This window comes from Paracoccus sp. L-17, from assembly GCF_056857655.1.
Genome location: NZ_JBSXNM010000046.1, coordinates 186,198 through 199,094, shown reverse-complemented (window position 1 = coordinate 199,094; position 12,897 = coordinate 186,198). Strand labels below are relative to the sequence as shown.

Genomic DNA, 12,897 nt, shown 5'->3' with positions numbered 1-12,897 from the left:
GGCGTAGGGTTGAGGCAAAGGAGAAAGCGATGACCCGCACCCTGCCGATAAGTGCCCTGGCGCTGGCATTCTGGCCGGTTCTTGCCCCTGCCGGTTCCGGGCAGGGCGGGACGACGCCGCAGCCGATCCGCGCCGATACGCTGGAACGTCTGCGCTGGCAGGCCCGCCCGGTGGTGATCCTGGCCGAGGGCGCGCCCCTGGCGGCGCAGGTTCTGGCCCTGACATCCGAACCCGCGGCATTGGCCGAACGCGACATCGTGCTGCTGATCGAGGGGCCGGGGGCCGGCCCCCTCCGCGACCAGGCGGGCAGCGGCTTTGCGGTGCTGCTGATCGGCAAGGATGGCGGGGTCAAGCGGATCTGGCACGAACCCGTCGATCCCGAAGATATTTTCGCGCTGATCGACGCCATGCCCATGCGCCGACGCGAGGCTGGCCAGGACGGCTGAACCGGGATCGGCACGGGGGCGGGCCGGCCGATCATTCGAATTCCATGATCACGTCATCGACCTTCAGGCTCTGGCCCGCCTCGGCGCTGACGGATTTCACCACACCCTTCCTTTCGGCACGGAGGATGTTTTCCATCTTCATCGCCTCGACCGTGGCCAGCGCCTGACCCTCCTGCACCTCGTCACCCGCAGCGACGTTGATCTTCACGACCAGCCCCGGCATCGGGCAAAGCAGCAGTTTCGAGGTGTCGGGCGCGATTTTCTCGGGCATCAGCCGGACCAGTTCGGCGGCGCGCGGGCGGCGGACATGCACGCGCAGCTCGGCACCGCGCAGACGCAGGCGGAACCCTGCCGGGATCCTGTCCGCCTTCATGACCAGCGGCCGGCCGTTGACCGAAAGTCGCGCCAGCGACCGGCCGGGCCTCCAATCGCTTTCGACGCGCAGATCGTGGCCGTCGATGGTCACGGTCGCCCCCTCGCGATCGGCCCTGATCCTGACCGGGATTTCGCGTCCGGCGACGAAGATCACCCAGTTCTCGCCGACATGGCGTTCGTGGTTGTCCAGCCGCCCGCTGATCCGCGCGCGCCTGATTTCGGCCATGCGGTGCATGGCGGCAGCGGCGGCGGCGACGCGGGCTATCTCGGTATCGGGCAGGGATGCGCCTTCGAACCCGGCCGGATATTCCTCGGCGATGAAAGCCGTTGTCATTTCTCCTGCGACGAATTTCGGGTGATCCATGACCGCCGACAGGAAGGGCAGGTTGTGGCCGATCCCCTCGACCTCGAATTCGTCCAGCGCGATCCGCATCGCCTTGATCGCGTCGCCGCGCGTCGGCGCCCAGGTGCAGAGCTTGGCGATCATCGGGTCATAGAACATGCTGATCTCGCCGCCCTCGTAGACGCCGGTATCGTTCCTGACGGCGGTGGGGCTGTCGCCGCCCTCGTTGTCATTGACCCAGTTGCCGCTGTCCTTCAGCGGACCCGCCGCGATCTCGGATGGCGGGCGATAACGGGTCAGGCGACCGATCGAGGGCAGAAAGCCGCGATAGGGATCCTCGGCATAGAGCCTGCTTTCCATGGCCCAGCCGGTGATCTTCAGATCGGATTGCGCGAAGGGCAGGGGCTGACCGTCGGCCACGCGGATCATCTGTTCGACCAGATCGACGCCGGTGATCAGTTCGGTCACCGGATGTTCGACCTGCAATCGGGTGTTCATTTCGAGGAAATAGAAGTTCCGCTCGCCATCGACGATGAATTCGACGGTGCCCGCGCTGGTATAGCCCACCGCCCTGGCCAGCGCGACGGCCTGTTCGCCCATCGCGCGGCGCGTCGCCTCGTCCAGAAACGGCGAGGGGGCCTCTTCGATGACCTTCTGGTTGCGGCGCTGGATCGAACATTCGCGTTCATGCAGATAGACCGCGTTGCCGTGCTGGTCGGCCAGAACCTGGATCTCGATATGGCGCGGCTGGGTGACGAATTTCTCGATGAAGATGCGGTCGTCGCCGAAGCTGCTGGCGGCCTCGTTCTTCGAGGACTGGAAACCCTCGCGCGCCTCGTCGTCGGTCCAGGCGATGCGCATTCCCTTGCCGCCGCCGCCCGCGCTGGCCTTGATCATCACCGGGTATCCGATCTCGCCCGAGATCCTGACCGCTTCGTCGGCATCCGCGATCAGGCCCATGTAGCCCGGCACCGTGCTGACACCTGCCTCCTGCGCCAGCTTCTTCGAGGTGATCTTGTCGCCCATCGCCTCGATCGCCGTGGCGGGCGGACCGATGAAGGCAATACCCGCCTGATCCAGCGCCTCGGCAAACCTGCGGTTCTCGGACAGGAAGCCATAGCCGGGATGAACGGCCTCGGCGCCGGTCTCGCGGATCGCCTGCAGGATCCTGTCGATCACGATATAGGACTGGTTCGCGGGAGCGGGGCCGATATGGACGGCCTCGTCGGCCATCTTCACATGCAGCGCGTTGCGATCCGCGTCCGAATAGACCGCGACGGTCGCGATCCCCATCTTGCGGGCCGTCTTGATGATGCGGCAGGCGATCTCGCCGCGATTGGCGATCAGGATTTTCTTGAACATGGGCGCTCCGGGACGGCAGGCATGAAAAGACCGCCCGCGACGGACAGGTCGCGGACGGTCGAACAGGGCCAGACGCGCGGCGTGCGCGCGGTGGTCAGAGAGTTACTGGCACAGGCGGACGTCGTCGCACAATGCGCCGGCAGCTCCGCCGATCGCGGCGCCCTTGATGGCGTTCTTGCCGCCGACGCTGGCAGCGGTCGCGCCGACGCCTGCGCCGATGATCGCGCGATCCATGTCGGTCGGGTTGATTCCCTGCGTGCAGCCCGCCAGCGCGGTTGTGCCGACCAGGGCCGTAAGAGCGAGAAATTTCGGCATGTCAGATATCCTGTCGTTTCTTTGGCGCAAATCCAACGTGACCTGCGCCGGATCGGTTCATCATATCTGCGTGTATCAGTAGCGTCGCTGGCAGACGCCCGCGTCGTCGCACAGAGCACCCGCGCCCGCGCCGATCGCGGCGCCGGTGGCGATATCCTCGTCCAGCGCCTTGGCGATGACCGCACCCGCAACGGCGCCCCCTGCCGCGCGCTGCGCATCCGGCGACAGGCCAGTCGCGGTGCCGTAGCCCTGCTGGCAGGCTGCAAGAACAAAAAGGAGAAGAAGCGAACCGCCCGTAAGGCGGGCAAAACGTTTGGATTGCATGGTAACTTGCCTGTTTCTGTGACTCGGGTTCGAGCCGGGTTTCGGTCGTGCGAGGCTACTATGGCACAGTGCGCCGATCTGTCAAATTGACATGGGCGTGACGGTAAAATGGCAAGCAGCTTATCGCCCATCATTCCTCGTCCCCGTCATCCATGTCGTCCGCGTTCCAGCCGGGCGCGGCAAGGGCGTCGGGCGCGAAGATCTCGGGGAACGCGGCTTCGGCGGCTACCATGTCCACCTGCAGCAACTGGCCGTAATCGGCCGGGTCGAAATCGCCTACCGCCTTGACCTCGCGCCCGATCAGCCAGCCCAGGCGTCCCGCGTCCAGATTTCCGCGTTCGAAGGGTTCGGAGCCGAAATGCCGGATCAGAGCCGCCAGAAAGCCCGCATCGGCGCGCCGGTCGGCGGCCTTGCGATCGCGGAATCGCTCGCGCCGGGTGATCGGCGTCGCGCCCTGCCTGCGGTTCTCGCGGCGAATGGTGAACTGGAAATCGGTGCCCGGCAGACGGCCTGGAAAACCGCGATGTTTCAGCATGTTCCGCGCCTCCGCAAGGCTTGGGGCGCGACCGCGCGCGGGCAGCGGGGCCGCCCGCGCAGGGCTGTGTCAGTTTTCGTACTGGCCCTGGAAATCGGGCTGAGGTGTGACCGCGCCGTCCATCGGAGTATAGACGTTGATTTCGGGCTCCCGACGCTGGCAGGCCGCGAGGGCCGAGACCAGAACCAGGCCGAGAATGATCTTTTTCGACATATCATCTTGCTCCTGTGATGCGGGCGCGGCTGCGCCCGGCTGCCCGGGAGCGCACCTTGACGGGTCTCCCCGCAGCCGATGATAGCCGCCATGAACGCGGCCAGACAGCGGGGCTGTCGCGGGCTGGGCGGATAGCCGCCGGGCCGGGGCCGGCCCGCATCATTCAGGCGCATGGGCATCATGAGCAAATTCCGAAACCTACAGGGGAATGTTGTCGTGTTTCTTCCACGGATTCGACAGGTTCTTGCCGCGCAGGCTGGCAAAGGCCCGGGCCACGCGCCGCCGGGTCGAGCGTGGCTGGATCACGTCATCGACGAAGCCTTTCTCGGCCGCGACGAAGGGATTGGCGAAACGGTCCTCGTAATCCCTGGTCCGGGCCGCGATCTTGTCGGCGTCGCCCAGTTCGCTGCGATACAGGATCTCGACCGCGCCCTTGGCGCCCATCACCGCGATTTCCGCCGTGGGCCAGGCATAGTTGAAATCGCCGCGCAGATGTTTCGAGGCCATCACGTCATAGGCCCCGCCATAGGCCTTGCGCGTGATCACCGTGACCTTCGGCACCGTCGCCTCGCCATAGGCGAACAGCAGCTTCGCGCCGTGCTTGATGACGCCGCCATATTCCTGGCCCGTGCCCGGCAGGAAGCCCGGCACGTCGACGAAGGTCAGGATCGGGATCTCGAACGCATCGCAGAAGCGCACGAAACGGGCGGCCTTGCGGCTGCTGTCGATGTCCAGACAGCCGGCCAGAACCATCGGCTGGTTGGCGACGACGCCGATGGTGCGGCCCTCGATCCGCACGAACCCGGTGATGATGTTGCCGGCGAAATCCTTCTGGATTTCGTAGAAATCGCCCTCGTCGGCGATTTTCACGATCAGTTCCTTCATGTCGTAGGGCTGGTTCGGATTGTCGGGAACCAGCGTGTCCAGGCTGTCCTCGATCCGGTCGGGATCGTCGTAAAAGGGTCGGACCGGGGCCTTGTCGCGGTTGTTCAGCGGCAGGAAATCGAACAGGCGGCGGATTTCCGACAGCGCCTCGACATCATCCTCGAACGCGCCATCCGCGACGGAGGATTTTCGCGTATGCGTGCTGGCTCCGCCAAGCTGTTCGGCGGTCACGACCTCGTTCGTCACGGTCTTGACCACATCGGGCCCGGTCACGAACATGTAGCTGGTATCCTTCACCATGAAGATGAAGTCGGTCATCGCGGGGCTGTAGACCGCGCCGCCGGCGCAGGGCCCCATGATGACGCTGATCTGCGGGATCACGCCCGAGGCCATGATGTTGCGCTGGAACACGTCGGCATAGCCCGCCAGGCTGGCGACGCCTTCCTGGATGCGCGCGCCGCCGCTGTCGTTCAGCCCGATCACCGGCGCGCCATTCTGCATCGCCATGTCCATGATCTTGCAGATCTTGCGGGCATGGGTTTCCGACAGCGAGCCGCCGAAGACGGTGAAATCCTGCGAAAAGACATAGACCATGCGGCCATTGATCGTGCCCCAGCCGGTCACGACGCCGTCGCCATAGGGGCGATCGTCCTGCATCCCGAAATCGGTGCTGCGATGGGCGACGAACATGTCGAATTCCTCGAAGCTGCCCTCATCCACCAGCAATTCGATCCGCTCGCGGGCGGTCAGCTTGCCGCGCTTGTGCTGCGCATCGATGCGCCGCTGCCCGCCGCCCAGTCGCGCCTCGCTGCGGCGGCGTTCCAGTTCCTGCAAGATGTCCTTCATCGCGCGGCCCCTTCCGGTTCGGTGGCGGAACGCTAGCGCGCCCGGCCGGAGCATAAAAGAAGTTTCGGGAAAATTTGCAAACCACACCAGCGCGCCGCTACGGAAAATGCAAATCTGCAAATGCCGCCGATCACGGACGGCCTTGACGCGGCGCGAGGCTTGGAGGAAAGCGGGATCATGGGTTTGCAGATCGATCTTGCGGCCATCGTGGCCAACTGGACGGCGCTGGCCGGCAAGGCGCCGGGTGCGCGCGCCTCGGCCGTGGTCAAGGCCGATGCCTACGGGCTGGGCGCGGGACGGGTGGTGCCTGCGCTTCATGCTGCGGGCTGTCGCGACTTCTTCGTGGCCCTGGCGTCCGAGGGACGGGCGATCCGGCCGCATCTGCCCCCGGATGCGACGATCAACGTCCTGTCCGGTCACATGGAAGGCGCCGATCTGGACGGGCTGGTTCCGGTGCTGAACAGCGCCGAGCAGTTCTTTCGCGACAGGACCATGCGACCGGGCAAGCCCTTCGCGATCCAGCTGGACAGCGGCATGAACCGGCTGGGCATGGAAGCCGCCGAATGGGCGGCGATCCGGGCCGAGGCGCTGGCCGCCGGGCCCGCCTTCATCATGTCGCATCTGGCCTGCGCCGACGAGCCGGATCATCCCGCCAATGCCGCCCAGCTTGCCGCCTTCCGCGCGATGACCGATGGCTGCGGCGTGCCGCGGTCGCTGGCGGCGACGGGGGGCATCCTGCTGGGGCCGGATTACCATTTCGACCTGATCCGACCCGGTGTCGGCCTGTATGGCGGGATGCCTTTCGCGGAAGCCCGTCAGGTTGCGCGGCTGTCGCTGCGGGTAATCCAGACGCGGCCGGTCGAGGCGGGCGAATATGTGGGCTACGGCGCGACCTGGACCGCCAGCGGCCCGCGCCGGATCGCGACGGTCGATGCCGGCTACGGCGATGGCATCCTGCGGGCGCTGTCGGGCAGCGGGGCAAGCCTCTATGCCGGTGGCGTGGCGTGTCCCATCGTCGGCCGTGTCTCGATGGATCTGATCACGGCCGATGTGACGGCGCTGGCCACGGTGCCCGACGCGCTGGATCTGATCTGCCCCGAACAGACCGTTGACCGGCTTGCGGATTTCGCCGGCACGATCGGATACGAGATCCTGACCGCGCTGCGCCAACGCTATGTCCGGACCTATCTGTGAACCCGGTCCGCTGGATCGGACGGCAGGCCCTGGGCCTGACCCGCGCCATCGGATCGCTGGCTCTGTTCGTCGCGCGCGGCCTGTTCCGCCTGCGCCCCTTCTACGCCCGCCTGTTTGCCGCCCAGATGCTTCAGATCGGCTGGCTGTCGCTGCCGGTCGTGGGCCTGACGGCCCTGTTCACCGGCGCGGCGCTGGCGCTGCAGATCCATTCCGGCGGGGCGCGTTTCCAGGCGGGCGACGTGGTCCCGGCCATCGTTGCCATCGGCATGGTGCGCGAACTTGGCCCCGTCCTGGGCGGGCTGATGGTCGCCGCCCGCGTCGCCAGTTCCATCGCCGCCGAGATCGGCACCATGCGCGTGACCGAGCAGATCGACGCGCTGGTCACGCTGTCCACCGATCCGATCCGCTGGCTGGTGACGCCGCGGCTCTGGGCCGCGATCCTGACCGTTCCGGTTCTGGTGGCGGTGGGCGACAGCATCGGCATCATGGGCGGCTGGCTGGTCGGAACGCAATCGCTGGGCTTCAATTCGACCGCCTATCTGTCCAATAGCTGGGCCTACCTGGAACGCTGGGACGTGCTGTCGGGGCTGATCAAGGGCGCCGCCTTCGGGCTGATCGTGGCGGCCAGCGGCTGCTGGTTCGGAATGCGGTCCGGGCGCGGAGCCGAGGGCGTCGGCCGGGCCACCAAATCCGCCGTCGTCGCCGCTGCCGTCGGCATCCTTGCGGCGAATTTCGCGCTGACGGGGCTGTTTTTCCGATGATCCGGGTCCGCGGACTGACCAAAAGCTTCGGCCCGAAACGGGTGCTGGCCGGAATCGAGATCGGTGTCGAGCGGGGCGAAAGCCTGTGCGTGATCGGCCAGTCTGGAACCGGCAAATCGGTGCTGCTGAAATGCATCCTGGGGCTGGTGGCGCCGGATGCGGGCGCGATCCTGTGGCAGGACCGACCGCTGGATGCCGCCGCGCGGCCCGACTTCATGCGCCATTTCGGGATGCTGTTCCAGGGCGGTGCGCTGTTCGACAGCCTGAATGTCTGGCAGAACGTCGCCTTTCGCCTGCGCCAGCACATGCCCGATGCCAAGGCGCGCGCCATCGCGGTCGAGCGTCTGGGTCGTGTCGGCCTGCCGCCGGAAACCGCCGGGTTGATGCCGGCCGAGTTGTCCGGCGGGATGGCAAGGCGCGTCGGTCTGGCCCGCGCCATCGCGCATGACCCGGCGGTGATCTTCTTCGATGAGCCGACGACGGGACTTGACCCGATCCGCGCGCGCAGCATCAACGCGCTGATCCGCGGCATCGTGCGCGAGACGGGCGCGACCGCGATCACCATCACCCACGACATGGATTCGGTCCGCGCGATCGGCGACCGCGTGGCGCTGTTGCAGGACGGCCGCATCGCCTGGGACGGGCCGGTGGTGCGGATGGATGATGCTGCGCCGCTGGCCGACTTTCTGGGGCATCGACCGGCGGACGGGACGTGAAGCGCCACGGCCTGCGGCGGGTTTCGGCCTTTTCCGGCCGATTCCTTCCCGGCGCCTGCACCGAGGCCGTGAAATCGCCCGGCGACATCTTGTGCGAATCCCCCCGGATCGCCACCATAGGGAAAGATGCCTGAGCAGGAGAGAAATTTGGGTCTGACCCCGACGCCCCCCGTGACGACCGCCGCCCCCGAAACCCTGCTGGAATTCCCCGACAACCGGCTGCTGATCGACCTGTGCGGCGCCAATGACCGGCACCTGGCGCGGATCGAGGAAGCCCTGGGCGTTCACATCCTGCGACGCGGCAATCAGCTTGCGGTGGTCGGCGGCCCCGAGGCACAGGCCGAGACGGCGCAGCTGTTGCGCGGGCTCTATGCCAGGCTGGAACAGGGCAAGCCCGTGGGCCTGCCCGAAATCGAGGCCGCGCTGCGCATGGGCATCGACCAGCCGAGCGAAACCGGCCCGGTCGAACAGATCGAGATGTTCGCCGCCGGCAATTACGAATTGCGCACCCGCAAGAAGTCGGTCGAGCCGCGGACCGATGCGCAAAAGGCCTATGTCCGGTCGCTGTTCGAACACGAACTGGCCTTCGGCATCGGCCCTGCGGGCACCGGCAAGACCTATCTGGCCGTGGCCGTCGGCGTCACCATGCTGATCAACGGCAATGTGGACAAGATCATCCTGTCGCGCCCCGCCGTCGAGGCGGGCGAGCGGCTGGGCTTTCTGCCCGGCGACATGAAGGAGAAGGTCGATCCCTACATGCAGCCGCTCTACGACGCGCTGAACGATTTTCTGCCCGCCAAGCAGATGCAGAAGCTGATCGAGGAAAAGCGCATCGAGATCGCGCCGCTGGCCTTCATGCGCGGCCGCACGCTGGCCAGCGCCTTCGTCGTGCTGGACGAGGCGCAGAATGCCAGCACGATGCAGATGAAGATGTTCCTGACCCGCCTGGGCGAGGGATCGCGCATGGTCATCACCGGTGATCGCACCCAGATCGACCTGCCGCGCGGCACGCAATCGGGGCTGGTCGATGCGGAACGGGTTCTGGACGGCGTGAAGGGGATCAGCTTCAGCTATTTCACCGCCAAGGATGTCGTGCGACATCCGCTTGTCGCGCGGATCATCAACGCCTATGACGCCGAGGACGCGGCAGCCATCGCCCGTGGCGAAACAGAGGAGCCGCGCGGCAGCTATGTGCCCCGACGTGCCATGCGACGAGATGCCTGACGAGATAGCAACCGACTGCGTCATCGAGGATGAGCGATGGGAAGAGGCCGGGCTGGATGACCTGGCCGACCGCGCCGTCGCGGCGACGCTGACCTGGCACGGGATCGGCGGCGAGGTCGTGGTGATGGGGTGCGACGATGACCGCATCGCCGCGCTGAATGCCGATTTCCGGGGCAAGCCGCGCGCCACCAACGTCCTGTCCTGGCCATCTGTCGAACACGCCCCGCACCAACCCGGCGCGCGCCCCGTCCTGCCCGCGGTCGACGAATGGGGCGATATCGCCATCGCCTTCGACACCTGTGCCGCCGAGGCGCGCGCGCAGACCAAGCCGCTGGCCGATCACGTCACCCATCTGCTGGTTCATGCGACGTTGCACCTTCTGGGCTATGATCACCAGAACGATGCCGACGCGGAAACCATGGAAGCGTCCGAACGTTCGATCCTGTCAATTCTGAACATTCCCGATCCTTATCAAGAGAAAGTGTCATGAACTCCGAAACGCGATTATCCGCCCGCCCGCTTGGGGCCGACGCCGCCTCCGAGGCGGATGGCGTCGGCGGCGAGGGGCGCGACCTGCCGCAGTCGCGCGGCTTCTTCGGGCGGTTCTTCGACGCGCTGACGGGATCGGAAGAGGACGAGGCGGGCGATGAAGGCGACCGACCGGTGGCCCAGCCCGCGCCCGGCATGGTCAATCTGCGGCGGATGCGCGTCGATGACGTGGCCATCCCCAAGGCCGAGATCATCGCGGCGCCGCTGAACGTCACGCTGAACGATCTGGTCGAGATGTTTCGCGAGCACGGCTTTTCGCGCATTCCGGTCTTTCGCGGCACGCTGGACAGCCCGCTGGGGTTGATCCACCTCAAGGATCTGGCGCTGAAGCACGGCTTCGGGACCGGCGGCAAGTTCACCCTGCGGCCGATGCTGCGACCGATGCTGTACGTGCCGCCCTCGATGCCCATCGGGGTGCTGTTGCAGCAGATGCAGCAGAAGCGGACCCATATGGCGCTGGTCATAGACGAATATGGCGGCGTCGACGGCCTGGTCACGATCGAGGACCTGATCGAACAGGTCATCGGCGAGATCGAAGACGAGCATGACGAGGCCGAGGGCCGGATGTGGATAAAGGAAAAGCCGGCGCAATGGCTGATCCAGGCCCGCGCGCCGCTGAACGAGGTCGAGGCCGAGACCGGGCTGCGGCTGGCCAGCGACGACGAGGACGACGAGATCGACACCCTGGGCGGCCTGATCTTCATGCTGGCCGGACGGATTCCGTTGCGCGGCGAGGTGATCGCGCATGATTCGGGCGTCGAATTCGAGGTGGTCGAGGCTGATCCCCGCCGGATCAAGCGTGTGCGGATGCGCGCGCCCGGCGCCACGGCCTCTGCCCCCGACGCGCCCCGCAAGCGGCCCGCGCCGCAGAACGCCGAGCAGAACGCCGAGGATCAGATCGCGTCGGAGACCGGCTGAGGCCGCGCCCCGGCCGTTTCCATAACCGCCAGCATGGCTTGCAGGAACAGATCGCGTCTTTCGGGCAGGCACATCATCACCTCGTGCCGCCCGCCCTTGATCTCAAGCAGTTCGGCGCCCGGCCAGCGGTCTGCGCGGTCGCGGATCGCGGTCTGCGAGACGATCTTCTCGTCGCTGCCCAGCGAGACGAGCATCGGCAAGGCGGGCGAGGGCAGGGCGGCCAGCCGCGAACATTCGGCCAGCGCCAACCCCAGCCACCGGTAGCTGGCCCCGCCGATGGTCAGGTCGGGCCAGGTCGCGGCCTCGCGCAGAAGGCGCGACCATTCGTCCACATCGCAGGTCAGCAGGTTGGTGCCAAAAGCCTCGTCGAGGAAATAGGTGCCGCCCGCGCCGGTTCCCGGCGTCGATCGTCCCTCGAACCCAAGGCGCCGGGCCAGTGCCGTGATCGCCATCGCGACCCGATGCGGCATCTGGTGCAGGTTGATGCCCCACATCGGCGCCGAGAATACGGCCGAGGCAACCGGCAGATCGGCGTGAAGCGCCGCCAGACCGATGCCGCCGCCCATCGAATGGGCCAGAAGATGCCAGGGCTGCGGCAGGCCCAGATCGTCGGCCGCCACGACGATTTCGACCACGTCGCGCTGATAATCGGCGAATTCACCGATATGGCCGGGGCGCGGATCGTCCTGAAGCCGCTGCGACAGGCCCTGACCGCGCCAGTCGATCGCGATGACTGCATAGCCGGCCGCGTTCAGGCGCCGGGCAATGGGGGCATATTTCTCGATATATTCGGTGCGGCCGGGAAACAGCAGGATGCTGCCGGCGGCGGGGCCTGAAAGCGCGTCCCAGACCGCAAGCCGCAACCGCACCCCGTCATCGGCCGTGACGAAGAAGGCGCGTGCCGGGCGGCTGTCGTCATCGGGCAATCGGTGAAAGGGTGCGGCCTCGGGCATGATCTAGGACAGCGCCTGACCCAGTTGCATCGCAACGCCCATGTCCCCGTCGATCTTCAGCTTGCCGGTCATGAAGGCGGAGGCCGGATTCACATCGCCCGACAGGATTCCCTCGAAGGTTTCGCGATTGGCCGTCAGCGTGACTTCGGCCTCTTCGTCGCCTGCACGGACGCCGCTTTCATCGATCATGATCGCGCCCTCGTCTTCGATCACGAATTTCGCGGTCGAGCCGAAGCTGCCGATCTTTTCGTTCAACTGTTCGACGGCGGCGTTCACAACTTTGCTCATAATCTGGCGTCTCCTCGCGCTTGGACTGGCGCCCGGCGACCGGGCTGGGTAGAATGACGATATGCGCGCGGCCCGATCCGTTTTCCAGCCTTTCGTCGCGGCACTTCGCCGCGCAACGATTACGATTTTCTGCATCGGCGCAACCTCTTTCGGCGCCCTGGCGCAGGATGGCGCCGATATGGAGGCGCTGTTTTCGCGTCTGGCCGATCCCGACAGCGAATCCTGGCGGCTGGCCGAATCCGACATTCTGCGCGAATGGTCCAGATCGGGCTCTCCGGCGATGGATTTGCTGCTGAAACGCGGCGAAGATGCGCTGGACCGGGGCGACATTCCCGCCGCCATCGGCCATCTGACCGCGCTGACGGACCATGCGCCCGATTTCGCCGCGGGCTTTCAGATGCGCGCGTCGGCCTATGCGGCGGCGGGCCAGTACGGCCCCGCGATCGCCGATCTGGCCCGGGCCCTGGAACTGGAACCACGCCAATTCGCCGCCCTGACCCAACTGGGCGGAATGCTGGAGGAAATCGGCGAAGACGAACGCGCGCTGCAGGCCTACCGCGCCAGCCTGAAGATTCATCCCCACCAGCAAGAGGCCATCGATGCGGTGGCAAGACTGGAACGGGCGCAGACGGGCACCGATATCTGATCCC

Annotated in this window: 16 protein-coding genes; 8 read left to right on the top strand and 8 right to left on the bottom strand. The window is 66.4% G+C overall.

All coding sequences use genetic code 11. The features are described 5' to 3' along the window. The first annotated feature begins 29 nt into the window (after positions 1–29). Positions 30–446, top strand: a complete 417-nt coding sequence (locus AC13CR_RS17845) for a DUF4174 domain-containing protein (RefSeq protein ID WP_292952599.1) — start codon at positions 30–32, stop codon at positions 444–446. 31 nt (positions 447–477) lie between these two features. Here the strand turns inward: AC13CR_RS17845 and AC13CR_RS17840 are convergent, their stop codons facing one another. The 6 genes from AC13CR_RS17840 to AC13CR_RS17815 form a co-directional block, all read right to left on the bottom strand. After that, the gene (locus AC13CR_RS17840; protein ID WP_446236703.1) at positions 478–2,526 is read right to left on the bottom strand and encodes an ATP-binding protein; all 2,049 of its coding nucleotides are present in this window, start codon (positions 2,524–2,526) and stop codon (positions 478–480) included. Between the two features lie 102 nt (positions 2,527–2,628). Continuing rightward, positions 2,629–2,841 (bottom strand): hypothetical protein, encoded by a 213-nt coding sequence (locus AC13CR_RS17835; protein ID WP_292952605.1) that lies wholly within the window; start codon positions 2,839–2,841, stop codon positions 2,629–2,631. 75 nt (positions 2,842–2,916) lie between these two features. Further along, a complete protein-coding gene (locus AC13CR_RS17830) occupies positions 2,917–3,165 on the bottom strand; it encodes a hypothetical protein (RefSeq protein ID WP_292952608.1) in 249 nt (82 codons plus the stop codon). 130 nt (positions 3,166–3,295) lie between these two features. Further along, positions 3,296–3,700, bottom strand: coding sequence for a hypothetical protein (locus AC13CR_RS17825; RefSeq protein ID WP_292952611.1), 405 nt, complete (start codon positions 3,698–3,700; stop codon positions 3,296–3,298). Positions 3,701–3,769: 69 nt separating this feature from the next. Then, positions 3,770–3,913, bottom strand: coding sequence for a hypothetical protein (locus AC13CR_RS17820; protein WP_292952614.1), 144 nt, complete (start codon positions 3,911–3,913; stop codon positions 3,770–3,772). Between the two features lie 198 nt (positions 3,914–4,111). Further along, positions 4,112–5,644 (bottom strand): acyl-CoA carboxylase subunit beta, encoded by a 1,533-nt coding sequence (locus tag AC13CR_RS17815; protein WP_292978258.1) that lies wholly within the window; start codon positions 5,642–5,644, stop codon positions 4,112–4,114. Positions 5,645–5,821: 177 nt separating this feature from the next. On the opposite strand from AC13CR_RS17815, the gene alr reads away from it, so the two are divergent. The 6 genes from alr (at position 5,822) to AC13CR_RS17785 (ending at position 11,006) form a co-directional block, all read left to right on the top strand. Continuing rightward, on the top strand, positions 5,822–6,838 hold the full coding sequence (gene alr / locus AC13CR_RS17810; protein WP_446235155.1) for an alanine racemase: 1,017 nt from the start codon (positions 5,822–5,824) through the stop codon (positions 6,836–6,838). Beyond that, positions 6,835–7,599, top strand: a complete 765-nt coding sequence (locus AC13CR_RS17805) for an MlaE family ABC transporter permease (RefSeq protein ID WP_292978260.1) — start codon at positions 6,835–6,837, stop codon at positions 7,597–7,599. Before alr ends, AC13CR_RS17805 begins: the two co-directional genes overlap by 4 nt. Continuing rightward, complete coding sequence (locus AC13CR_RS17800; protein WP_446238246.1) at positions 7,596–8,315, top strand: ABC transporter ATP-binding protein; 720 nt, start codon at positions 7,596–7,598, stop codon at positions 8,313–8,315. The genes AC13CR_RS17805 and AC13CR_RS17800 overlap by 4 nt, the downstream gene beginning before the upstream one ends. Before the next feature lie 126 nt (positions 8,316–8,441). Further along, the gene (locus AC13CR_RS17795; RefSeq protein ID WP_292955594.1) at positions 8,442–9,539 is read left to right on the top strand and encodes a PhoH family protein; all 1,098 of its coding nucleotides are present in this window, start codon (positions 8,442–8,444) and stop codon (positions 9,537–9,539) included. Beyond that, entirely contained in the window at positions 9,532–10,029 is a 498-nt protein-coding gene (gene ybeY / locus AC13CR_RS17790; RefSeq protein ID WP_292955591.1) for an rRNA maturation RNase YbeY, read from the top strand. Before AC13CR_RS17795 ends, ybeY begins: the two co-directional genes overlap by 8 nt. Beyond that, the gene (locus AC13CR_RS17785) at positions 10,026–11,006 is read left to right on the top strand and encodes a hemolysin family protein (RefSeq protein ID WP_293014692.1); all 981 of its coding nucleotides are present in this window, start codon (positions 10,026–10,028) and stop codon (positions 11,004–11,006) included. Before ybeY ends, AC13CR_RS17785 begins: the two co-directional genes overlap by 4 nt. Here the strand turns inward: AC13CR_RS17785 and AC13CR_RS17780 are convergent. Together AC13CR_RS17780 and AC13CR_RS17775 are read right to left on the bottom strand one after the other, a co-directional pair. Further along, complete coding sequence (locus AC13CR_RS17780; protein ID WP_292978262.1) at positions 10,982–11,959, bottom strand: alpha/beta fold hydrolase; 978 nt, start codon at positions 11,957–11,959, stop codon at positions 10,982–10,984. The genes AC13CR_RS17785 and AC13CR_RS17780 overlap by 25 nt on opposite strands. 3 nt (positions 11,960–11,962) lie before the next feature. Then, positions 11,963–12,247 (bottom strand): SCP2 sterol-binding domain-containing protein, encoded by a 285-nt coding sequence (locus tag AC13CR_RS17775; protein WP_292955582.1) that lies wholly within the window; start codon positions 12,245–12,247, stop codon positions 11,963–11,965. A 61-nt stretch (positions 12,248–12,308) separates the two neighbouring features. Between AC13CR_RS17775 and AC13CR_RS17770 the strand changes: the two genes are divergently transcribed. After that, entirely contained in the window at positions 12,309–12,893 is a 585-nt protein-coding gene (locus AC13CR_RS17770; protein ID WP_292955579.1) for a tetratricopeptide repeat protein, read from the top strand. Positions 12,894–12,897: the final 4 nt, after the last annotated feature.